19 protein-coding genes and 1 rRNA gene are annotated in these 24,541 nt (G+C 44.1%); 8 read left to right on the top strand and 12 right to left on the bottom strand.

Annotated features, from left to right (window positions below):
• The 3 genes from BLW49_RS13295 to gyrA all read right to left on the bottom strand — a co-directional run.
• Nucleotides 1–191: ribosomal RNA gene (locus tag BLW49_RS13295) — 16S ribosomal RNA — on the bottom strand; the annotation flags it as partial.
• A gap of 437 nt (nt 192–628) precedes the next feature.
• The gene (locus tag BLW49_RS13290) at nt 629–1,738 is read right to left on the bottom strand and encodes an HD-GYP domain-containing protein (protein ID WP_090725058.1); all 1,110 of its coding nucleotides are present in this window, start codon (nt 1,736–1,738) and stop codon (nt 629–631) included.
• A 198-nt stretch (nt 1,739–1,936) separates the two neighbouring features.
• The gene (gene gyrA, locus BLW49_RS13285) at nt 1,937–4,504 is read right to left on the bottom strand and encodes a DNA gyrase subunit A (RefSeq protein WP_090725056.1); all 2,568 of its coding nucleotides are present in this window, start codon (nt 4,502–4,504) and stop codon (nt 1,937–1,939) included.
• A 385-nt stretch (nt 4,505–4,889) separates the two neighbouring features.
• Between gyrA and BLW49_RS13280 the strand changes: the two genes are divergently transcribed.
• A complete protein-coding gene (locus BLW49_RS13280) occupies nt 4,890–5,672 on the top strand; it encodes a YheC/YheD family protein (RefSeq protein ID WP_076314130.1) in 783 nt (260 codons plus the stop codon).
• 138 nt (nt 5,673–5,810) lie between these two features.
• Here BLW49_RS13280 and gyrB read toward each other — a convergent pair whose 3' ends face one another.
• The 9 genes from gyrB to BLW49_RS13235 form a co-directional block, all read right to left on the bottom strand.
• Nucleotides 5,811–7,721, bottom strand: a complete 1,911-nt coding sequence (gene gyrB, locus BLW49_RS13275) for a DNA topoisomerase (ATP-hydrolyzing) subunit B (RefSeq protein WP_076314131.1) — start codon at nt 7,719–7,721, stop codon at nt 5,811–5,813.
• Between the two features lie 134 nt (nt 7,722–7,855).
• On the bottom strand, nt 7,856–8,104 hold the full coding sequence (gene remB / locus BLW49_RS13270; RefSeq protein WP_047912550.1) for an extracellular matrix regulator RemB: 249 nt from the start codon (nt 8,102–8,104) through the stop codon (nt 7,856–7,858).
• Nucleotides 8,105–8,119: 15 nt separating this feature from the next.
• Entirely contained in the window at nt 8,120–9,232 is a 1,113-nt protein-coding gene (gene recF / locus BLW49_RS13265; RefSeq protein WP_076314132.1) for a DNA replication/repair protein RecF, read from the bottom strand.
• Between the two features lie 56 nt (nt 9,233–9,288).
• On the bottom strand, nt 9,289–9,507 hold the full coding sequence (yaaA, locus tag BLW49_RS13260) for a S4 domain-containing protein YaaA (RefSeq protein WP_047912552.1): 219 nt from the start codon (nt 9,505–9,507) through the stop codon (nt 9,289–9,291).
• Between the two features lie 56 nt (nt 9,508–9,563).
• Nucleotides 9,564–10,706: a DNA polymerase III subunit beta gene (gene dnaN / locus BLW49_RS13255; protein WP_090725055.1), complete on the bottom strand. Its 1,143-nt coding sequence runs from the start codon at nt 10,704–10,706 to the stop codon at nt 9,564–9,566.
• Nucleotides 10,707–10,924: 218 nt separating this feature from the next.
• The gene (gene dnaA, locus BLW49_RS13250) at nt 10,925–12,271 is read right to left on the bottom strand and encodes a chromosomal replication initiator protein DnaA (RefSeq protein WP_076314134.1); all 1,347 of its coding nucleotides are present in this window, start codon (nt 12,269–12,271) and stop codon (nt 10,925–10,927) included.
• Between the two features lie 594 nt (nt 12,272–12,865).
• Nucleotides 12,866–14,413, bottom strand: coding sequence for a gluconokinase (gene gntK / locus BLW49_RS13245; RefSeq protein ID WP_090725052.1), 1,548 nt, complete (start codon nt 14,411–14,413; stop codon nt 12,866–12,868).
• Nucleotides 14,414–14,541: 128 nt separating this feature from the next.
• Entirely contained in the window at nt 14,542–15,903 is a 1,362-nt protein-coding gene (locus tag BLW49_RS13240; RefSeq protein WP_090725050.1) for a GntT/GntP/DsdX family permease, read from the bottom strand.
• A 192-nt stretch (nt 15,904–16,095) separates the two neighbouring features.
• Nucleotides 16,096–16,764: a GntR family transcriptional regulator gene (locus BLW49_RS13235; protein ID WP_090725048.1), complete on the bottom strand. Its 669-nt coding sequence runs from the start codon at nt 16,762–16,764 to the stop codon at nt 16,096–16,098.
• A 511-nt stretch (nt 16,765–17,275) separates the two neighbouring features.
• Between BLW49_RS13235 and rpmH the strand changes: the two genes are divergently transcribed.
• The 7 genes from rpmH (at nt 17,276) to rsmG (ending at nt 23,972) form a co-directional block, all read left to right on the top strand.
• Entirely contained in the window at nt 17,276–17,410 is a 135-nt protein-coding gene (gene rpmH, locus BLW49_RS13230) for a 50S ribosomal protein L34 (protein ID WP_039295761.1), read from the top strand.
• 174 nt (nt 17,411–17,584) lie between these two features.
• On the top strand, nt 17,585–17,938 hold the full coding sequence (gene rnpA / locus BLW49_RS13225) for a ribonuclease P protein component (protein WP_047912558.1): 354 nt from the start codon (nt 17,585–17,587) through the stop codon (nt 17,936–17,938).
• A gap of 70 nt (nt 17,939–18,008) precedes the next feature.
• Nucleotides 18,009–18,890: a YidC/Oxa1 family membrane protein insertase gene (gene yidC / locus BLW49_RS13220; RefSeq protein WP_177178735.1), complete on the top strand. Its 882-nt coding sequence runs from the start codon at nt 18,009–18,011 to the stop codon at nt 18,888–18,890.
• Nucleotides 18,891–18,923: 33 nt separating this feature from the next.
• The gene (gene jag, locus BLW49_RS13215; protein ID WP_076314139.1) at nt 18,924–19,628 is read left to right on the top strand and encodes an RNA-binding cell elongation regulator Jag/EloR; all 705 of its coding nucleotides are present in this window, start codon (nt 18,924–18,926) and stop codon (nt 19,626–19,628) included.
• Nucleotides 19,629–19,744: 116 nt separating this feature from the next.
• The gene (mnmE, locus tag BLW49_RS13210; protein ID WP_076314140.1) at nt 19,745–21,121 is read left to right on the top strand and encodes a tRNA uridine-5-carboxymethylaminomethyl(34) synthesis GTPase MnmE; all 1,377 of its coding nucleotides are present in this window, start codon (nt 19,745–19,747) and stop codon (nt 21,119–21,121) included.
• A 236-nt stretch (nt 21,122–21,357) separates the two neighbouring features.
• A complete protein-coding gene (mnmG, locus tag BLW49_RS13205) occupies nt 21,358–23,244 on the top strand; it encodes a tRNA uridine-5-carboxymethylaminomethyl(34) synthesis enzyme MnmG (protein WP_090725047.1) in 1,887 nt (628 codons plus the stop codon).
• A gap of 2 nt (nt 23,245–23,246) precedes the next feature.
• Entirely contained in the window at nt 23,247–23,972 is a 726-nt protein-coding gene (gene rsmG / locus BLW49_RS13200; RefSeq protein WP_076314142.1) for a 16S rRNA (guanine(527)-N(7))-methyltransferase RsmG, read from the top strand.
• The last annotated feature ends 569 nt before the right edge of the window (nt 23,973–24,541 follow it).

The following is a 24,541-nucleotide window of genomic DNA, read 5'->3' as shown; positions in this document are numbered from 1 at the left end:
AGAGAAGAACCTATCCGGTATTAGCTACCGTTTCCGGTAGTTATCCCAGTCTTATGGGCAGGTTACCTACGTGTTACTCACCCGTCCGCCGCTAAGCTAGGTGAAACAAGTTTCACCTAGCTCCGCTCGACTTGCATGTATTAGGCACGCCGCCAGCGTTCGTCCTGAGCCAGGATCAAACTCTCCAAAAAAGAGAGCGATTAAGCTCAATTAGAAAAACTGACGAGAACGTAATGTTCTCTTTATTTTGCTCGGTTACCATACCGTCTGACGACTTGTACCATAACCTCGCGTTTAGAATTTTGCAGTTGCAAAATTCTGCTCACTCGTTGTTCAGTTTTCAAAGATCAACTTCGTTGCGTTTCAACTCTCGTCGTCAGCAACTTTTATATCATATCATGTCCGGTTTAGAAATGCAAGCTTTTTTTTAAAAGTTTTTTTCAACTTCTGATCGAAGCTTACTTGCCATGTTCTTGTTTCAAACGGCTTATTTCTTGGCCGGAATTAGAATATACCATGTATAAAAATATAATGCAAGCTTTTTCTTTAAGTAATTTATTTTCTATTGTTTTATCTACTATAGAAGGTATCTCTTTCTACAATTGAGATGGAGATACCCCCTGATATGTTACTCATTTATTACTCTCTTGATATAGAGCTGACGCTCTGCCACTAGATTTACAATGGCTCCCTCTACAGCTACCATTGGACGCGTTGGGTGATCTCGATCGGTAAATATGATACTCCCCCTGCGATGATCGCTCAGCTCGACTACCGCTCCATTATGAAATTGTGTCACTTTACGAATAAAGGTTTGTACGATCTTCGGATCAAGCTTCCCGAAAGACTCTTGCATAATCTGTTCCAGTACCAGGTAAGGTGATTGCGAGCTCTTATACGGTCTCTCGAGCGTCATGGCATGGAATATATCTGCCACGGCAACAATTTTCGAATACGTATGGATCTGATGCCCCTCCAGCCGCAGCGGGTAACCCGAACCATCGATTTTTTCGTGGTGCTGAAGTGCAGTTAATCTTACCCCGTCATTGATCGCTTTTACGTTCTTAAGAATTGTATATCCGTGGGTCGTATGTTTTCTTACTTCTTCCTCTTCTGTCTTACCCAGCGGTTTAGTACTGTACAAGATCTCAGGTGACACTTTAATATTACCGATATTATGAAGCAGGCCTGCGAGTGCGACTTGTATCCAGTCCCTTTGAGGCAGCTCACACCACTGTGCGATTAAATAGGAGGTTAGAGCTGTCAATACAGCATTGTGGTACATATAATCATCTCTTTTTATCGACCGTGGACTAAAATGAAGCACTTGATCGTTTTTTAAATGTAGTATAAGAATCGAAAATTGGGTACGAAGCTCGAAAACAGGAACCTCAAATGCCATGGCCTCATTAAAAGCCTTCTTCGTCAAAGTGACCATACGCTCATACTCTTCCTCAAAAGAAGTAACATCTGCTGTATTTATAATCTCTGCGATCTGCTGGTCTACCTGTATCTGTTTCTCCTGCTCTTCCTGCGTGCTATATGCAGATCCTCCTTCTGAAGAATCCACTGTATTCATATCTACTTCTACGGTCTGTACAAGAAACGCTCGCAAAATTTCTAGATCTCGTGGAAGGATCACTTTTCCTTTGGATAGAAGGAGTCCCCCCAGCGGTGTATGTACATCCTTGGCCAGCTTTGTCCCTGGCTTTAATTCGATAATTGACATCATAACCATTACGCTAACGCTCCGTTCCTAACACAGTAATCTAGCAGTATTAAAAATATTATTCTATTTTCCATTATATCCCTACAGGTAACTTGTGTATATTGCGAGTTTATGACCTAATTATCTTTTATTTAAGGTCTCACCTTTAGCATTTCTATATGGTTAATCTAAAAAAAGAGACCCCATTATGGGATCTCTCTTGATAACCTATTCTTCGTTCTCAGAATCCGTTTCCGGATCAATAAGACTGCTCTCTTCACTGTCTTCTGTAACCGGTTCTGCAGCATCTTCAGACAAGGCACCCGATTCGGAAATAAGAGCTACATCCTCAATAGCCTCTAATTCCTCTTCTTCTGTTTTATCTGTTCTGCATACCGTTGCTACTGAATCATCCTCGCGTGTATGAATGAGTCTCACCCCTTGAGTGTTACGACCCATCGTGGAGATTCCCTCCATACTCATGCGCATCAGTGTTCCGCTTGTTGTTATAATCATCAAGTCTTCTTCGTTCTTCACGACCTTCAGGCTGACAACTGGACCATTCTTCTCCGTAATGTTGATCGTCTTGATCCCTTTACCACCACGGCTTTGAATACGATAGTCCGACACCGGTGTACGTTTGCCGTATCCGTTAGCCGTAACAATGAGAACCTCAAGCTCTGAATCGACAATATCCATACCGATGACCGAATCCTCTTCGTCCAGGTTTATGCCTTTGACCCCTGTCGCGCTTCGTCCCATCGAACGGACATCCTCTTCAGAGAAACGAATCGACATACCTTGAGCTGTGCCGAGAATCATCTCTTGTTTGCCATCGGTAAGCTTCACTTCAATAAGGGAATCGTCCTCACGCAAGTGGATAGCTATAAGTCCGCCCTTGCGGATATTTACATAATCTTCGAGCGGGGTCTTCTTCACAACGCCATGCTTGGTGGCGAAGAACAAGAACTTCTCGCTTTCGAACTCTTCAACCTCAATTACCGCGTTGACAGTCTCCCCTTGCTCGATCTGAATCATATTAATGATTGGCGTTCCTCTAGCGGTACGGCCAAGCTCAGGAATTTCATAAGCCTTGAGCCTGTACACCTTACCTTTGTCCGTGAAGAACATCAGATAATTGTGAGTATTGGTTACAAACAAATGCTCTACGAAATCCTCGTCCTTGGTATCCATACCCACGACACCACGGCCGCCTCGCTTCTGTGAACGGTATGTGGAGACCGGAAGACGCTTAATGTAACCGGTGTGGGTAATCGTAACTACCACATCCTCGCGCGGAATCAGATCCTCATCAAGAATGCTTTCTTCGCCTACCGTAATCTCTGTGCGGCGCTCATCATTGTAACGTTCTTTGATTTCCTGCAGCTCATCACGAATAATCTCAAGCACCAAATGCTCATTCGCCAGAATCTCGCGATATTCTGCAATCTTGGCAAGAAGCTCGTTATATTCGTTCTCAATCTTCTCGCGTTCGAGTCCTGTAAGACGCTGCAAACGCATATCAAGGATAGCCTGTGCCTGATCATGACTAAGTTCAAAGCGCTCAATCAATCCTTCTCTCGCAGCATCTGTCGTTGCAGAAGCACGGATCAAAGCGATGATCTCATCAATATGATCGAGTGCAATCCGCAATCCCTCGAGGATATGGGCACGAGCTTCTGCTTTGCGAAGTTCGAATTCCGTACGACGGCGAATAACCGTAATCTGATGCTGTAAGTAGTGATACAGAACATCGCGCAGACTCAGAATCTTAGGCTCGTTATTAACGATGGCCAGCATGTTTATACCGAAATTGGATTGCATGGAAGTATGCTTATACAGATTGTTAAGTACCACGTTCGGATTCACATCGCGGCGCAGCTCAATAACAATTCGCATACCGCTACGGTCGGATTCATCCCGAAGATCTGTAATACCTTCAATCTTCTTCTCCCGTACAAGCTCTGCGATCTTCTCTACAAGACGTGCTTTATTCACTTGATATGGAATTTCATGCACGATAATTCTTGCTTTGTTATTCACTTCTTCAATGGTCGTTCTTGCACGCATCGTAACCGTTCCGCGGCCCGTTTGATAAGCCTGACGAATACCAGAGCGGCCAAGAATAAATCCAGAAGTCGGGAAGTCAGGACCCTTGATATATTCCATCAGCTCTAGAGAATCAATATCAGGATTCTCGATCATTGCGTGAACCCCATCGATGACTTCTCCCAAATTATGCGGTGGAATATTTGTCGCCATCCCTACGGCAATACCGCCTACACCGTTTACGAGCAGATTAGGATATCTAGCAGGGAGAACGACAGGCTCGTGCTCTTCCCCGTCATAGTTAGGTATAAAATCTATCGTATCTTTATTAATATCACGAAGCATCTCCATCGCAATCTTGGACAAACGTGCTTCCGTATAACGCATTGCCGCCGCCATGTCTCCATCAATGGAACCAAAGTTACCATGGCCATCAACGAGCATATAACGCATTGAGAAATCTTGGGCCATCCGTACCATAGTTTCATATACGGCCGAGTCTCCATGCGGGTGATACTTACCGATAACTTCGCCGACGATACGCGCTGATTTCTTGTAAGGCTTGTCAGGTGCCATTCCAAGCTCCGACATTGCAAACAGAATACGACGGTGCACTGGTTTAAGCCCGTCTCTAACGTCAGGCAAAGCACGGCTGACGATGATACTCATCGCATAGTCCATAAAGGACTCGCGCATTTCTTCGCCAATATCGCGGTCTTTAATTTGCGAGTTATTTTGATCCGCCATGCTGGACCTCCTTCTTGTCTATCAAACAACATTGTTAAGCTGAAAATGTATTTGTGAAAAGCCTAACAAGGCTTTAACGCCCAAATCTTCTAATGAATTTCTCTCTATTACTAGCCTAGACAAAAAGTCCATTATTAAACGTATTCACGCTTCTAATTGGACCTATCTATAGGGATATGCCCTTCCTGTTTTGAAGAGCAAACCATATACTGTACAAATTCAGAATGGACATTCAGCTGCACAATATTACTCATATCCACACAAAACGCCATATTCCTCTATTATACCACTGATTTTTCTCCTTGTCCTATGGATTTCCTCCGGCAGGTATGATACTTCGCGAATTTATTGACTACATTTGATTAAGTAATAAAGGAGTGGTTAAGTGAGCATCCGACGTGTCTCAAGCAAATGGAAAAAGACAGCTGTTCTCTTAAAAGATCCTCAGATCGCTGTCTATGTTCCAGAAACTCGCAAGTACAATCAGAATAATCTAGAGAAAATGCTGAACTCCCATCGTACGGTATATGTGAAACCAGAGCATGGATCTCATGGCAAAGGAATTATGCGGGTAGAGAAACCAAATTCTAGCAGCGATGAGACCCATTCATCAAATGAATCCGAGCATGTTCTCCATTATGAAAAAACGAAAAAAACGTACACTACCGTTACAGCCCTGCATCAAAAGATACAAAAGCGAATGAATGGAAAGTCATATTTAATTCAGCGCGGGATCAGACTTCTTAAGCATCAAGGCTGCCCATTCGATCTAAGAGTGATGGCTCAGAAGAACCCTCAGGGCAAATGGGAAGCCACCGGCATTATCGGTAAAGTCGCTGCAAAAGGAAAAATTGTGACTAATATTAACGGCGGCGGTCACATTGCTTCTTTTGAAGCTTTGTTAAAGCCCTATCTCGGAGAAGCCGGGACAAAGAAATTCAAGAAAGAACTGAACTCTCTCGCTCTCAAAACGGCAAGACAGATGGAAAAGAACTATCCCGGCATTAAGGAGCTCGGCCTCGACATTGCTCTAGATGAGAAAGTAAGACCGTGGATTCTTGAGGTTAATACGTCTCCTGGCTTGTATGTGTTCGGTTATTTACCGGACAAGAGCATTTATCGAAAAATCAAAAAGTACGCTAGAGCCTACGGTAGAGTACGAATGTAGACATTCGCAGCAAAATCTAGCGTTCGCTCCTAATCACTCTCTGCCATAGTAGTTATTCAGCTGCAATCCCGTCTACTGTAAAATCAGAAAAAGGGGCCATACCGGCCCCTTCTGTAAAACACATTGTTTATATGAATACTAAACGTCGAGATTCTTGACGTATCTTGCATTCTCCTGAATGAAGTCGCGTCTAGGCTCTACGTTGTCTCCCATCAGGGTATCAAACATGGTGTCCGCGATCATTGCGTCCCCTATAGACACCTGAAGCATCGTGCGGCTCTCTGGGTCCATCGTCGTCTCCCACAGCTGACCGGCATTCATCTCTCCAAGTCCTTTGTAACGCTGTACATTGACCTTAACGCCCTCGCCGAACTCCTTAAGAATGAGGTCACGCTCAGCCTCTGAACCTGCATAGCGGACAGTCTTATTGCGCTCGATCTTGAAGAGCGGCGGCTGAGCGATATACACAAAGCCCGCTTCAATAATTTTGCGCATATAGCGGTAGAAGAACGTGAGCAGAAGAGTTCGGATGTGGGCTCCATCGACGTCGGCATCGGTCATAATAATCACTTTATGATAACGTGCCTTCTCGATATCGAAATCATCGCCGATCCCCGTACCGAGCGCTGTAATAATCGCACGAATCTCGGCATTTGAGAGAATTCGATCGAGTCTCGCTTTTTCTACGTTCAGAATCTTACCGCGGAGCGGCAAAATCGCTTGGAAATGGCGGTCCCGTCCCTGCTTCGCCGATCCACCTGCGGAGTCACCCTCAACGATGTACAGCTCACTGATCGAAGCATCCTTCGATGAACAGTCAGCAAGCTTACCAGGCAGAGCACTCACTTCAAGAACGCTCTTACGACGAGTCATCTCACGAGCTTTACGCGCTGCTTCTCTCGCTCTAGACGCTTGCAGGGCTTTATCCAGAATCCGGCGGGAAACAGAAGGGTTCTCAATCAGGAACTCCTGCAGCTTCTCTGCAAACAGGGATTCCACAACTCCGCGCACTTCACTATTGCCAAGCTTGGTTTTGGTTTGTCCCTCAAACTGCGGTTCCGGGATCTTGACAGAGATAATAGCTGTCAATCCTTCACGCACGTCATCCCCTGTTAGATTGCTGCTATTATCCTTGATAACGCCAGCCTTACGAGCGTAGTCATTAATGATCCGTGTCAATGCACTCTTGAAGCCGGATTCATGAGTACCGCCCTCATGGGTGTTAATATTATTCGCAAAGGAGTAGATATTCTCTGTATAGCTGTCGTTGTATTGGAGGGCTACCTCCACCTGAATGTTCTCACGCTGCCCTTCGACATAGATTGGCTGCTCATGAAGAACCTCTCTCTTGCTGTTAAGGTATTGTACATATTCCTTGATCCCGCCCTCATAATGGAACGAGCTTGAATCACCGGAGCGCTCATCCGTAATGCTGATGCCAATTCCTTTGTTTAGGAACGCCAGCTCACGAATACGAGTAAGCAGGATATCATACTCAAATACGGTCGTTTCCGTAAAGATCTCAGGATCCGGATAGAACGTTGTCGTTGTTCCCGTTTCGTCGGTATCACCGATGACTTTGACATCATACTCTGGAACACCACGGCGGTATTCCTGCTGATAAATGTGCCCATCACGTTTAACAATAACGCTAACCTTGGTGGACAGAGCATTCACGACGGAAATACCTACACCATGGAGCCCCCCAGAAACTTTATATCCGCCGCCGCCGAATTTACCTCCAGCGTGAAGGACGGTCATAACAACCTCAAGGGCAGATTTCTTCATCTTGGCCTGTTCTGCTACAGGGATCCCCCGACCGTTATCGACAACGGTAATGCTGTTATCTTCGTGGATCGTCACATCAATCTGATCACAGTAGCCTGCAAGAGCTTCATCGATACTGTTATCCACGACTTCCCATACGAGGTGATGCAAGCCTTTCGAGCTCGTAGAGCCGATATACATCCCTGGACGTTTTCTGACGGCCTCAAGTCCTTCAAGGACCTGAATCTCATCTGCACCATATGTCGGTTGATTCATAGACATGCCTTTCACCTACTTCACTAGATTAGAGTGGATCTGATAATTGTGTTATGACTGTATATAAAAGTGCCAAATGCGTTATAAAAGTACCGCCTCCTTGCTCTTATCGCAAGATGACGATACTCCTCAATAAATCATTATATATCGCTTAGAACATTCGCTCTTTTCTTGAGAGTGGTCGAAGAGATTGGGGAATAGTAAACCGTGCTCTTGGTAACGACAATCGACTTCGCTTCTTCTTCTCCAATGATCTCCAGGTTTTTTTCTTGTTTAGAGTAAGTAATGTACTGCTTCGATATTTTGGACGATTTTTCAATCGATATATCAAAAATAGCAACGAGCTCGGAAGAGCGGATAATCTTGTCTCCGCCCAGGTGGATATACATTGTCCGTTCATCTCCTTAACGTTCCACGTGACCAGCCTGTACATGATAGATATGAGCATCATGGAGCTTGCTGGTATTTAGTGTCTCAACCCCTGTTGCGGTTATAAACGTCTGAACTTTGCTCTGGAACGTTTCAATTAGCTGCGTCTGACGGTATGGATCAAGCTCAGATAGTACGTCATCCAGAAGCAGAACCGGATATTCACCAATCTCCTCGCAGATCAGCTCGATCTCTGCCAGCTTGAGTGACAGAGCGGTCGTTCTCTGCTGCCCCTGTGATCCATAGGTTTGTACTTCATGGCCGTTAATAAAGAAGGATAGATCGTCGCGATGAGGACCGGTTAGCGTTGTGCCTCTTCGGATCTCCTGATCCTTGGTTTGTGATAATTTTATCATAAAAAGGTCTAATAAAACAGCTTCATCTTCTTCGAGGGCATCGGCAAAGGATGGAACATAAGCAAGCTCAAGCTTCTCTTTGCCCCCTGTAATGCCTTCATGAATCGTTTCCGCCCATTTTTGCAGCTTCTTTATGAATTGTTTCCTTTTTTTAACGATTTTAACACCATGCTCTGCTAATTGCTCATTCCATACGCTGAGCATCACCTGCTGAGATTCCGAAGCACCCCATAACTGCTTCAGCAGATTATTTCGCTGGACCAGAATCTTCTGATACTGCTGGAGATGATAAATATAGCCTGGAGCGACCTGTCCAATCTCCATGTCAAGGAACCGGCGGCGAACCCCCGGTGTCCCTTTGACGATCTCCAGATCCTCCGGCGCAAACATGACCACATTCAGGCTGCCGATAAAATCACTGAGCTTACGCTGCTCCAGACCGTTAATCTTTGCTTTTTTGCCTTGCTGGGATAACGATAAATCAAGCTGAATTGTTCCGTACCTTCTATCCACATGTGCACTGATATGCGCGCTCGAGGCATTGAATCGAATGAGTTCCTTGTCTTTAGAGGTCCGATGACTCTTCGTTAGTGCCAAAGCGTATATCGCCTCAACCAGGTTCGTCTTGCCCTGAGCATTCTGACCAATAATCAGGTTAACCGGTCCGAAGGACTCGAGCTTCAAATGCTCGTAATTTCGGTATTGATTCAGTTCAATGTCACTTACAAACACACTTTACATCCTCCCTTGCCTCTCGCCTCTTGAGGAAGCAGCAGGTGTTCGCTCTTCTATTTCGCTTCTTCGACCTGGAATTCGCCTTCCCCATCAACGGCTACCAGATCTCCAGCATACAGCTTACGGCCCCGTCTCTCTTCGATCTCACCATTTACTTTGACAGCCTGCTCCTGGAGCAGCGCCTTCGCCATTCCACCTGTCGGAACACAATCGGCCAGCTTTAGAAACTGATCGAGCTTAATATATTCACTGTGGATAACTATTTTTTTCACGGAAAACTTCCTCTCATGTGAATAACTTTTTATTTCAAAAAAAATAATACACAGCTCTAGTTCGTTGTACGGTATGGCAGAATGACATACTGGCTTGAGCTGTTGTCCGTCGGTTTTAGGATAATTGGGCTCATCACGCCGGTGAAGGAGATCATAAGCTCTTCACTCTCGACCACTTTGAGCACATCAAGCATATATTTCGAGTTGAAGGAGATTTTGAGCGGCTCCCCTTTGAAATCTTTTACTTGTAGCTCTTCACGCACCTTACCTAGCTCAGAGGAGCTGGATGAAATTTCAATATCACCGTTATCCAGTGTCTGCATACGAACGATGTTTGTTTTTTCCTCACGGGACAGCAAATACGCGCGATCGATCGATTCGCTGAGCTTCTTTGTTTCTAATACGAGTTCTGTTTTGTAGGAGCTCGGAATAATTCTAGAAGTATCAGGGTAAGTTCCATCCAGAATGCGGGTATAGAATAATACACGGTCAATCTTGAACAGCACCTGGTTGTCAGCAACGACGATATCAACGAGTGAATTTTGATCAGGGATAATTTTACTCAGCTCATTTAGTGTTTTTCCTGAGATTACAATATTGTGGAATTTGATCTCATCGGCTCCTTCGATATGAGCAGAGCGGGTTGCAAGGCGGTGGCGGTCAGTTGCCACAAATTTGAACTCATTATCATTCAGACTCCATAATACGCCAGTCAAAATAGGTGTTGTCTCATGAGTGGAAATGGAGAATACCGTTTGCTTAATCATATTCTTGAGCAGATCACCAGGAATGGACAAGGTTTGATTCTCTTCGATGCTTGGAAGAATAGGGAATTCTTCGGGATCGAGTCCAACGAGCTGAATTTCTGTTGCTCCGGCAGAGATAAAGGTATTGAAGTTGTCTTTGACTTCCATGTGAACTTCCTGAGATGGCAGCTTCTTAATAATTTCGACAAAAAACTTAGCGGGTAAAACAACACTACCTGCCTGCTCTACAGAAACAATGGTCTTTCCATCCTCTTCTAAAGGGATAAACGATTGAATAGAAATATCTGTATCACTTGCAGTAAGCGTAACGCCTTGATAATTCACATCAAATTTGATGCCCGTAAGAATAGGGATCGTGGTTCTGCTGGAGATCGCCTTGGATACATGTTGAATGGATTCATTCAGGTAGTTTTTCAATATGCTGATTTTCATAGTTTCACTCCTTGGGGAATATAAGCTTGATGTTGCTGACTAACGTACTTAACTTTTTCGAAATTTGGCGTCGTTAAGACGCATCTATATTGATGTAGTATTTATTAAAAAATAGTAGTAATAGTAATAGGCGCACTGAATATGTGGATAAGCCCTACAAACGGCATAAAATTAAGCCTATCCACATGTGTACAGATTGTGCATAGGCTTTGTACTTGTTAAGTTGGGTTTTTGATTTTCTCGATAAGATTGTTGATAACTTTAAACAGTTCCTGATCGCTCTTTATCGATTGTGTTATTTTCTCATGCGCATGAATGACGGTTGTATGATCCCGTCCCCCGAATGCTTCTCCGATCTTAGGCAAGGAAAAGTCAGTCAATTCTCGAGAAAGATACATCGCAATCTGCCTTGGGAAGGCCACCGCTTTGGTTCTTTTTCTAGCCTTGAAATCTTCTAGCTTCAGATTGTAATATTCGCCAACCTTCTGCTGAATATCCTGAATGGTAATAATCTTCGGGCGGCTTGATGGAATGATATCCTTGAGTGCTTCCGCTGCCAGATGTGTTGTTACGTCCTGATTGGTCAGAGACGAGTATGCTACCACACGAATAAGGGCTCCTTCAAGTTCTCTGATGTTCGTATCGATCTGATTGGCAATATACATCATTGCCTCATTTGGAATATCGAGATTCTCTGCCTTGGCCTTTTTGCGAAGAATGGCGATTCGCGTCTCAAGATCCGGAGGCTGGATATCGGTGATAAGTCCCCATTCAAACCTGGAGCGCAGCCGTTCTTCAAGTGTCGGAATTTCCTTCGGCGGCCGGTCACTAGAGATAATAATCTGCTTATGTTCTTCATGCAGTGCATTAAACGTATGGAAGAACTCTTCCTGTGTCGATTCCTTACCGGCCAAAAATTGAATATCATCAATCAGCAAAATGTCGACATTGCGATATTTATTGCGAAAATTCTCACCACGGTTGTCGCGGATGGAATTAATGAATTCATTCGTGAATTTCTCCGATGAGAGGTAAACGACCTTACTGCTGGGGTTATGCTCCAAAATGTAGTGCCCTATGGCATGCATGAGGTGTGTCTTGCCGAGTCCAACTCCTCCATATAAGAAGAGCGGATTGTACGCTTTGGCAGGGGCTTCTGCAACTGCAAGTGATGCTGCATGTGCAAATCTGTTGCCCGGGCCGATGACAAACGTGTCAAAAGTGTACTTCGGATTAAGCATATGTGCCATTGCCTCTTCTTGTGGTACTGGAGGAGGCGTGATCACTTGCTGCGGATCCGGCTCAGCCGTCTTGTGTTCTTCTATGACAAACTTAACGTCCACTTGTTTTCCGAGCAGTTCATAAACGGTTGAACCGACAAGTTTCGTATAGCGGCTCTCCAGCCACTCTACAGCGAACGTAGTGGGTGCTGATATGACGATAGACTGATCATTCAGCTTAATGGCTTTGGTCGCCTTAAACCAGGTGTCATAGCTGGGTTTGCTAAGCTTGGTTTGAATTATTGATAGTATTTGCTGCCATAGTTCGGAAGTATGGCTGTCCACAGACTGTCACTCCTTTTAATCGTCCAAATGTGGCCCAGAGCCATGAGCGGAATGTCGAAATAAAATTTATATTGTAGAATTTATCCCCAGTGTCCAAAAGACCTCAGACAAAAAAAGAATGAACAACTTAAAATTGTTCACAACTTTATCCACAGGCTGTTGATAATATTATGGATCAAAACATATATTCACATCCAAAAGTAATATAATCATAGCAAAAGAAAGCTTATATTTCAACGGATCTCAGGATTTTATCCACAAATTCAATAACTTGTGTATAATTTTTAATCACAACACTATATATTGTTTATAATCTGTTTAGTTTTCGACAAGAATGCCCAAAAGGCGATAATAATTATTCACAGCTTGTCCTCTAGCATTGAAGAAATCTGTTGAACAATTGGAGGCAGCCTGTGTATCTCTAGTGAAGTTAGGTCTGTGGATAACGAAGGAAAGTGAGTAAATCACTCTGAGGATATTTTTGAGGTTGTAATCATAGCCGATCAATTTATATAACGATTCATTAATCGTATTGAAACTAGGATATGCAAAAGAGCCGATCATTATGATCGGCTCTTTTGCCAAATGTTAAATCTATTCGGTTGCGGTAATATGTTCTCGCTGGAACTTCGCAATATCCTCATATTCTTCCGTCAGCTTACGGGATATACGGATAAAGATCGGAAGCAGCTCCTGGTAGATCGCTACATGGTTTTGATCCGGCTTGTGGGCATGAGTCGTTCCCACCATCTCTGAGACAATCTCAAGCGAATCTGTGCGTCCTGTAGCATATAGACCAAGGACAACAGCGCCGAGACATGAGCTCTCGAAGCTCTCAGGTACAACGACTTCCTGATCAAAGATATCGGCCATCATCTGACGCCATAGTGGAGAGCGTGCAAATCCGCCTGTAGCCAGGATCCGGCTTGGCTGACCCATTTGTTCCTTCATGGCAAGCAGAACCGTATAGAGGTTAAAAATGACGCCTTCAAGTACGGAACGAATCATATGCTCCTTCTTATGGTGCAGTGTAAGGCCAAAGAAGGAGCCTCTGGCATCAGGATTCCACAGTGGGGCTCTCTCGCCGGCTAAGAACGGATGGAAGAGCAGTCCGTCTGCACCAGGGCTGACACGTGCAGCGATACGAGTAAGTACATCATACGAGCTGATACCGAGACGTTTGGCTGTTTCTATTTCGCTGGCTGCCATTTCATCACGAACCCAGCGGAAGATCATGCCTCCATTATTGACAGGCCCGCCGACAACCCAATGCTTCTCTGTCAAAGCGTAGCAGAACGTACGTCCTTTTGGATCAGTTACCGGCTTGTCTACAACGGTGCGGATTGCTCCGCTTGTCCCGATCGTAGCTGCCACTTCACCAGGGCGTATGGCGTTTACACCGAGATTGGACAATACACCATCGGTAGCTCCTACAACGAATGGAGTGGAGGCAGACAAGCCCATCTCTGCCGCATATTTTTCACTTAAGCCTTCGAGAATATGTGTCGTAGGTACAAGCTTGGACAAGCGTTCTGGAGTAATTCCTGCAATCTGCAGCGCTTCTTCGTCCCAATTCAGCTGTTCAAGATTCATCAGTCCTGTTGCAGAGGCTATAGAATGATCGACCACATATTCATTGAACAGCTTGAATGTAACGTATTCACGGATCGAAATGAATTTGGCTGATTGATTAAACAGCTCGGTGTGATCATGTTTGAGCCATAGCAGCTTGGCCAGAGGGGACATCGGATGAATTGGAGTTCCGGTGCGGCGATAGATCTCGTGCCCGTTCAGCTCATCCTTTAATTTTCTAGACCATTCGTTACTGCGATTATCTGCCCAGGTGATGCATGGAGTAAGTGGGTTCCCTGCTGCATCCATGGCGATCATACTGTGCATCGCTGTACTGAAGGAAGCAAACATTACTTGATCAGGTGTAACGCCGCTTGTCTTCATGACTTCTTTAACTGTATGGATGACGGCATGGAAGATTTCCTCCGGATCCTGAACTGCTGCATCGGGAACAGGGGTATAGAGCGGGTATTCCTCACTTGCTTTTGCAACCACTTGTCCATTCTCTTCAAACAGGACCGATTTCGTGCTCGTTGTCCCGATATCAATACCAAGCATGTATGATTTCATAACGTAAGAGCCTTCTTTCTAAAATGTATTTAGTAACGCAATTTGCCTAACACGAAGCTAGCAGTTCAGCTTCGTGTTAGGCAATTCTCATTGAAGTGTACATATATCCAGTGTACTATATGGAGTTTTTAGATGACAAAGCTTAATAGCAAAATAAGAATCAGTGCCACTACAGAAAGAATACATTCCATAACGGACCAGGTTTTTAACGTCTGGGATACAGACATATTGAAGAATTCTTTGATCATCCAGAAACCGGCATCGTTGACATGGGACAAGAAGAGGGAACCTGCTCCTGTTGCCAGAACGACGAGCTCGACACTTACATCTGGAGACATTCCAAGAACCGGAGCAACGATGCCGGCTGCTGTCGTCATCGCAACGGTTGCAGAACCGGTTGCAACGCGGATCAGAGCCGCCACGAGCCATGCAAACAGAATAACGTTGATGTTAATGCTTGTCGCAAGCTCAGCAATCGCATTACCTACACCGCTGTCGATCAGCACTTGCTTAAATGCACCGCCGCCGCCGATGATCAGAATAATGCTTGCTGTAGGGGCCAGACATTCGCTTGTAAACTTCGAAATTTCGCTTTTGTTAAAGCCGCGTGCAAATCCGAGAGAGAACAGTGCAAAGACGACAGAAATCAGGAGTGCAACAATTTCGTTCCCGATAAAAGTAAGGAAATGGGTAAGACCATTTGTAACTGCTGGATCAACAATGATCGCTACTGAACCGGCAAGCATTAGAATAACCGGCAGCAGAATAGTCAGTAGAGTAATACCAAAGCCAGGGAGTTCGCGTTCGCTTTTTAATGAGAATTGTTCAGCAAGCTCTGCTGGCGGCTCAACTTGTACTCTTTTGCTAATAATATTACCGAATACAGGCCCTGCGATAATCGCAGTAGGCAAACCAACCAGGAGACTGTAGAAAATGGTCATACCTAAGTTAGCATCAAATGCATCGATCGCAATCATTGGAGCCGGATGCGGCGGCACGAGACCGTGCACGGTTGATAGACCGGCCAGAATAGGAATACCAATCTTAATAATGGACAAACCCGTTTTTCGAGCGACAGTAAAGACGATCGGGATAAGCAGGATAACACCTACTTCAAAAAATACAGGAATACCGACAATAAAACCAACGATCATCATCGCCCAGTGAACACGTTTTTGACCGAACCGATTAACCAGCGTTGTAGCAATACGTTCAGCACCGCCGGACTCGGCCATCATTTTACCGAGCATTGTACCAAGACCGATAACAATAGCTATCGTTCCGAGTGTTCCGCCAACCCCGCCGGTTATGGAGCCGATGACATCTTCTGCGTTCATTCCTGTAAGTAATCCGAGCATTAAGGCGGATATTAACAGGGAGACAAATGGATTCCATTTATATTTAGAAATCAATACGATAAGAATAACAATCGTAATTAGTGTCCATATCAGCATTGTTGCCGTATGACTAAGTCCAAAAATACTATCCATAATTCAAAATCTCCTTTGCAGCCAATTAAAGTGAAATTCTAAAGTTGTGTAAAACGAGAAACGCTTACAAAAGTATTTTAAAGCCTTTTTATCGAGTACGAGTATACTTGTCGACAAGTTTGAGCGAAAAAGAGAAAGTACAGCGCTTGCACATTTCTCAATTTGAATACCTTGGTACTTATCTTGGAGAAATCATAATGCTTTATGCAAAGTTTGCCGTGAATCGTCAAAATAAAGCTTAACCTCATCCGCAACAACCTCAGAATTACGAGACTCAAGTCCACGTATAAGTCTGCGGTGCTTCTCAATTACTGTTTCGATCCGCTCATGACCATGAGAGAAAACTTCCTCTGTCGTAATCAGCAGAACTGTCATAATAATCTGCCGGATGCTCTTCCATAAATGCAGCATTCGAGTGTGGTTTGCTTCTATTATGATCGTTTCATGGAAACTTAAGTCTTGGTAAGCAAATTCGACATGATCCTTATGTTTTGCCGATAGCTCCATCTTATCAATGATCTGCTGCAGCTTCATGATCAGCTGCTCTGGCAAATCTAACGATAATCGCTCCTGGACAAAGCTTTCAATAAGGTATCTAACGTCATACAGCTCATCCATATCACGTTGACTAAGACCAAGCACAACAGCGCCCATTCGTTCCAATCGAAGCAAGCCTTCATTTGAAAGCGTTTTAAATGCATCTCTAACGGGAGAACGGCTGCTGCCAAATTGAGTGGCGATTCGATTCTCGGACAAAACCTCTCCTATTGGAATGGCGCCATCAATAATTTGCAGTCTTAATTCGCTTACAATATATTCACCAAGAGACTCTCCTTGTAACCAAGCAGCAGGATATCGCATGACATGACGCTCCTATCCAAAAGTATACTTGTATACAACTAGCTGAGACTTATCCTACACTATTATTGAATGTTTTGTAAACGATTAATTTAGGATATATAAGAAGAATTTAATTCAATTTCCTAATTTAAGCGGATCCCGTTAAGCACACATCCGCTTTTGCAGCCAACAGCTGGAGGACCTCTAAATAATAGGGGCTGGATGAGAAAACACAAAAAACAAATTGGTTATCCACATGTGTATAATTTATATATATTGAAAGATATTATTTGCTATTGTGGACAATTATTTAAAGATCATTATATATCTTGTAAGTAAAACATGATAAGCTGTATGAAGTCAGTTGACTTTTTGACTTGATCATGTTTAAATGTATAAAGGCATTTTCTGTGTTTATGAAAATGATTAAATTTCGATAATGTTATGGATTGCGCTAAGCAAATTAATACAGTTCATAAGCTCTACAAGATAGTTCAATCTGTACAGGATTCCTTTAAGGGGGTGCATACACATGAGACCAACATTTAGACCGAACGTAAGCAAACGTAAGAAAGTTCATGGTTTCCGGAAAAGAATGAGCACGAAAAACGGCCGTAAAGTTCTGGCAGCCCGCCGTCTAAAAGGCAGAAAAGTATTAAGTGCGTAATGCGTGCATAAAGACCACTACGGTGGTCTTTTTTTCTTAATGTCGCTCATTTGATTGATAATATAGAGGTATCAATACACTTTGGGTCGATTCGTTTATGTTTTTGGCGGATCGTCTATACTAGTTATATTCATTTTTTTGAGGATTGCCAGGTAAGCAAGGAGAAGATTGCTCGTGCATAAAAGATTACGTTTACGAAACCGGGACGACTTTAATCGCGTATACCGTTATGGAAAGTCCTTTGCCAACTATCAATTTGTGGTATATGGATTGCGTCGCAAAGATGTCGATCAGTTTCGAGTCGGCGTATCTTGCAGCAAGAAAATAGGCAATGCTGTTGTTCGCAATCGTATTAGAAGGATTATTAAAGAAATCATTCGTCATCATGAAGCCGAAATAGTAGAACATATGGATCTGGTTTTTATCGTAAGAAAAGGCGCCGCTTCCATGAGTTATCAGGAGATGGAGAAGAGTATCCTTCATGTCTTGAGAAAAGCTTCGCTGCTCAAGAAAAATCGCTTGAAATAGCGTTTTCTTTGTTCTTCTAATTATGGTATTATTTACGGTGGAATGGAAAGGTTAAGAGAGGGGTTATGAAGTGTCGCGATTCATGTCAATGAAGGGTAGAAAATGGCTCCTTCTTATCGCTGTCATCGCTTTGGTCTCCGTGTTAGCAGGCTGTTCTACGAATCCGTCCGCACACTTGACCACGGAAGACTTAAAAAACAGTGATTCATTTTGGAGAAGTAACGTTGTTTACTGGTTCTCACTCGCTCTAGATACTTTTGCGAATTGGTTTAATGGAGAGTATGGTCTAGCCATACTGGTCTTAGTGCTTATTGTTCGTACATTGATTCTCCCATTAACCATTAAACAAGTTAAAAGCTCTAGAAACATGCAGAGGGTTCAGCCCCTAATCAAGGAGATCCAAACAAAGTACAAGGATAATCCTGAGAAGCTGCAACAAGAAACAATGAAGTTGTTCCAAGAGCATAAAGTCAATCCGATGGCAGGGTGTCTACCTTTGATCATCCAGATGCCAATATATATTGCTCTTTACAATTCAATCTATATGAATTCCAATATCAGTCAGCATACGTTCCTATGGATGGAACTCGGCTCACCGGATACATCATTTGTCCTGCCGATTCTCGTTGCTGTATCGATGTTCTTCCAAACCTGGTACATGATGAAGCAAAACCCAAGTCAGCAGCAAGGTCCTATGCAATTTATGCTGTGGGTATATCCGATTCTGATGTTCGTTATGTCTTACCAGTTCGCATCTGCTTTGCCGTTGTACTGGTTCTATTCCAACATTTATACCATCGTACAAAACTTCTTCTTGTATCGTAATAACGATAAGCATTTGGCTGCCGCTAATGTTCAGGCTGCGACGAGCTCCAGCAAGGGACAAGCTAAATCAGGCAGTGGTGCTAACAGATCGCAAGGCAACAAGAAAAAGAAGAAGAAAAGAAAGTAATCAGCTTGTGGTGAAGGAGGCAGGGCGTTCTATATGACCACCGTCATTGCGACAGGTAAAACGATAGAAGATGCTGTCATGAAAGGATTAACTGAGCTTGGTGTCAGCCGGGAATCGGTTACGTTAAACGTCTTAGAGCAGCCATCCAGAGGATTTCTTGGACTTATCGGCGTTAAGCCCGCTAAAGTGGAACTAACCCTTATACCTAAACGCAAGAGCGAGTCCGTCGTAACTGAGCCTGACCGGATCCAAATTTCAAGCTTAACAGAATCGATATCTTCTGTGTCTGAGGCAGACCCCTATTACGAAGCAAGTGAATTCATTAAAGAAGTAGCTGCTGGCATGGGGCTAGAGGTTGATATTGATATAAAGAAAAACAGAGACGGAAAAATCTTTAATATAACTGGCGATAATTTAGGTCTGATCATCGGCCGTCGAGGGCAGACGCTGGATGCACTTCAATACCTTGCAAACATCGTTGCGAATAAACACTCTACAAGCTTTGTTCGAATTGTGCTGGACGCAGAGAACTTCAGGCAGCGGCGCCGCAAGACGTTGGAGGAGCTGGCTGAACGTCTCGCATTACAAGTTATTCGTACAGGGAAAGAAGTAATACTTGAACCGATGTCGTCTCAGGAACGCAAAGTTATTCATGCGAAGCTGCAGCATCACCGTCAGATTAAGACTTACAGTAAGGGCGAGGAGCCTAACCGTAGAGTAGTGATCACACCTAAATGATGTAATTCAATGAGAAATTTTGCGAATACGCAATGGCTTTCTGCGGGATGCAGGAGCCATTGCTTTTTTCATAGTATGGGCGAGTCTTATTATAAATGGTAAAGAAGGTGAACCTCTTGATTAGTGATAACATAGCTGCGATCTCCACGGCCGTTGGTGAAGCGGGGATTGCAGTGATTCGAGTAAGTGGTCCGGATTCAATTACAGAAGTGGAGAAAATATTCAAAAGTAAAAAACCTCTTCATCTTGTAGATTCCCACACCGTTCATTATGGACACATTATAGATCCAGACAGTAAAGGGCATATAGAAGAGGTGCTGGTTACTGTCATGAGAGCTCCGCGCTCTTTTACAACGGAAAATGTAGTTGAAATCAGTTCTCACGGCGGCGTTATTTCCGTTAAACGGATTATGGATTTACTTCTTCAGCTGAATATTCGGGTCGCCGAGCCTGGCGAATTTACGAAGAGGGCTTTTTTGAATGGCAGAATTGATCTGTCACAGGCCGAAGGCGTTATGGATCTGATTCGTTCGAAGTCAGACCGGGCATTCTCTGTCGCATTGAAGCAGGTAGAAGGATCGCTCTCCACCAAGATTAAAGATTTGAGACACACGCTGGTAGAGACGCTTGCTCATATTGAGGTAAACATCGACTATCCAGAGCATGATGTGGAGTCACTCACCTCGGAATTCATTAAAGAAAAATCATCTTTTGTGATGAATGAGATTGCCAAGCTGTTAAAAACAGCAGAACAAGGAAAAATATTAAGAGAAGGTATTACAACAGCGATTGTAGGAAGACCAAACGTCGGCAAATCCTCGCTGCTGAATACACTCGCCCAGGACAATCGTGCGATTGTAACAGATATTCCTGGAACGACACGGGATGTCATTGAAGAATTTGTTACGATTAACAACATTCCGCTGAAGCTGCTCGATACTGCTGGGATTCGGGAGACGATGGATGTCGTTGAGAAGATCGGGGTCGAACGTTCGAGGACGGCTTTTAGTGAGGCAGACTTGATCTTAATGGTAGTCAATGCGAGCGAGCCGATTCACGATGATGAGATCGAACTGCTTGAACAGATCAAAGGACGACAAGCGATCATTGTCATGAATAAGATCGATCTCCCAACTCAGGCTAATCGAGAGATTCTAGAGCGCTACGTCGATCCTGAACTTATTGTCCCGATGTCTGTAAAAGCCGAGGAAGGGATCGATGCACTTGAAGCAGCGATATCCCAATTATTTTTCAGCGGCAGCCTGGAATCAGCCGATCTGACGTATGTGAGCAATGTGCGCCATATTTCCTTGTTGAAAAAGGCAAACCAATCTTTACGTGATGCCTACGAGGCCGCTGAGCAGTATATTCCGATTGATATGATTCAGATCGATGTACGAATGGCATGGGAGCATCTAGGAGAGATCGTGGGGGATACAGCACATGATGCGCTGATTGATCAAATCTTCTCTCAATTCTGTTTGGGTAAATAAAGGGTAAGCCGTTAGCCTACAGCTGACAATGCTGTTCACATTATGCACGAATCACGAATGTAGTAAGCTGCATCTTAACTTAAGCAGAAGGATTCGTTATAATGAAGGATGGTGCTTGAGAAGAGCATTCATATGCTCAGTACTATAGCTATTATCGATCGGATGAATTGAAGCCCGATTTAATTGTATAAGAATCAAACAAGGAAGTATTTCCTGATTATAAGGAGGTAAGGACAATGGGATATGATGGCGGAACGTTTGATGTCATCGTCGTTGGTGCCGGTCACGCAGGTGTAGAATCAGCACTGGCTGCTGCACGGATGGGTTGTAAAACGCTGATGGTAACCATCAATCTGGACATGATTGCATTCATGCCGTGTAACCCGTCGATTGGCGGACCTGCCAAAGGGCATGTCGTTCGTGAGATTGATGCACTCGGCGGTGAGATGGGTCGCAATATTGACAAGACCTTTATTCAAATGCGGATGTTGAATACAGGGAAAGGACCTGCCGTTCATGCGCTGCGAGCGCAGGCAGATAAATTCTCTTACCAGCATACGATGAAAGAGACGATGGAGAAGGAACCGAACCTGACGATGCGTCAAGGCATGGTGGATCGTCTGATCGTAGAAGATGGGCAGTGTGTTGGTGTGATCACCCAGACAGGAACGGAATACCGAGCTAAATCGGTAGTTATTACAACAGGTACGTATTTGCGTGGGAAAGTCATTATGGGCGAGCTGATGTATGAGAGCGGTCCTAACAACCAGCAGCCCTCCATTAAGCTGTCAGATCACTTGAAGGAGCTGGGCTTTGAGCTCGTTCGTTTCAAGACGGGAACACCGCCGCGGGTGCATAAGGATACGATTGATTTCTCGAAGACAGAGATTCAGCCAGGGGATGATGAGCCTAAATTTTTCTCTTATGAGACTGAAGGTTCAGATAATGAACAGCTCCCATGCTGGCTGACATATACGTCGACTGTGACCCATCAGATCATTAATGACAATCTTCACCGTGCTCCGATGTTCTCTGGGGTAATAGAAGGAACAGGACCAAGATATTGCCCATCTATTGAGGATAAGATTGTTCGTTTCAGCGATAAGCCGAAGCACCAAATCTTCCTTGAGCCGGAAGGCAAGAATACGAAGGAATATTACGTTCAAGGTCTGTCCACCAGCTTGCCAGAGGATGTTCAGCTGCAAGTGCTTCGTTCCATTCCTGGGATGGAAAATGTAGAGATGATGCGAAATGGATATGCGATCGAATACGACGCCATGGTACCGACACAGCTGCTTCCTTCACTGGAAACGAAGCGTCTGCCGGGTCTATTCACCGCAGGCCAGATTAACGGTACATCCGGTTATGAAGAAGCAGCAGGTCAGGGAATTATGGCAGGTATCAACGCAGCACGCAAAGCCCAAGGTAAAGAGGCAGTGGTGCTGGATCGTTCGCAAGGCTATATTGGTGTCCTGATCGATGATCTGGTCACGAAGGGGACGAATGAGCCATACCGTTTGCTCACTTCACGCGCCGAATACCGTTTGCTGCTTCGCCATGATAATGCAGATCTGCGTCTGACTCCATTGGGCAAAGAAATTGGCTTGATCTCAGAAGAACGTTATGCGCGATTCCTCGATAAGAAGGAAAAAGTAGATCAAGAAATTGAACGTCTGCGCACAACGAGAATCCGCCCATCGGAAGTGAATGAGCTGCTCGCAAGCCTGGATTCGGCTCCGCTTCAGGATGGTACAACCTTGCTTACGCTGATGAGACGTCCTGAGATCTCCTACCGCATTATTGAACAAATCTCTCCTTCACCTGAAGATTTAAATGCAGAAATGAAGGAGCAAGTTGAGATTCAAATTAAATATGCGGGCTATATTGAGAAGCAATTAATCCATGTAGAACGACTTCAAAAAATGGAGAAGAAAAAAATTCCAGACTCCATCGATTACAATGACATACATGGTCTGGCTATGGAGGCGAAACAGAAGCTTGAACAGATTCGCCCGATCTCCATTGGTCAAGCATCCCGTATTTCAGGTGTGACACCTGCTGATATTTCGATCTTGCTCGTGTATTTGGAACATTACAATCGGGTAACGGCATCTAGGGGGTAACGATGGATCAAATACAGCAGCAGCTGCAGGATCGTTTAGATCCACGGGGTATATCTCTTACGGAGAAACAGTTGGAGCAATTTGAGCTTTATTATAAAGAGCTGGTATCCTGGAATGAAAAAATGAATTTGACGGGAATTACGGAGCGGGAGCAGGTCTATACGAAGCATTTTTACGACTCCGTTTCCCTTTCTTTCTATGTGGATATGAACAAGATTCAGACCATTGCAGATATAGGGTCCGGAGCCGGATTTCCCGGTATCCCATTGAAGATTTGTTATCCGCATTTGAAGCTTACGATTATTGATTCATTGAATAAAAGAATCAATTTCCTTCAGCATATCGTAGATACGCTGGGCCTTAACGGCGTAGAGCTTATCCATGGCCGTGCAGAAGAGCTGGGAAGACGGACAGGCTATCGAGATCATTATGATCTGGTTACTGCACGAGCGGTTGCTCGTATGGCTGTACTGAATGAATTTTGTCTGCCTTTTGTCCGGAAGGATGGTATCTTTGCCGCGATGAAGGGAAGCGATCCGACGGAAGAATTGCAGGATGCTGAATTCAGCCTGAAGGAGCTGAAGGCGAAAGTGATCGACACGCATGCTTTCCAGCTGCCGGTTGAAGAATCGGCGAGACATATTATTGTCATCGGCAAAACAAGCAGCACACCGAAGAAGTATCCTCGCAAACCAGGAACTCCACTGAAAATGCCGCTTGTAAAATAGATAGAAAGAGAATGTTTCACGTGAAACATTCTCTTTTTTTTGTGAATGGATAGTACACGATTTGACGAGGTCTCAAGCAATCACATTCTAGATACAAGGAGTAGGTAGATCATCTAATTCCTATTCAAGTTCATGTTCATGTTCATGTTCCTATTTCATTCCCATTTGGTTCCGGCTTCTTATTCAAATGCATAGATCCCACGCCGCAGCTCGATTTTGAGCTATCACCTGCCACCAAGCTTACCTCTTAGGGAAATACATGAAGTTGTTCTATCATGCTGCTCTCCACTAATCATGTTACCACTGATGAAATCTCTTTTATTAAGTTGACCATTGAATTCTAACTTGTTTAACAGAAAAAAGAGTAGATTAGGCATAAAACATGTTGTGTTTTCACAGCTTATTTTCATAGCGGAAAAGAAAGAAATAAATCGATTGTTGAATAGGATTATGCGAGAAAAAGTGATAGAATACATAGTAGAATGAATGGGAGATTCAGACATCAATTTGATCTATGCCGTATTAAGATGTCGGAAGCTTCATTGTAGTTCAGTCTATTTATATATCGT

Origin of the sequence: Paenibacillus sp. PDC88, assembly GCF_900106725.1 — a bacterium.
GTDB classification, from domain to species: Bacteria; Bacillota; Bacilli; order Paenibacillales; family Paenibacillaceae; genus Paenibacillus; species Paenibacillus shunpengii.
This window is presented reverse-complemented; position numbering and strand designations above follow the sequence as displayed.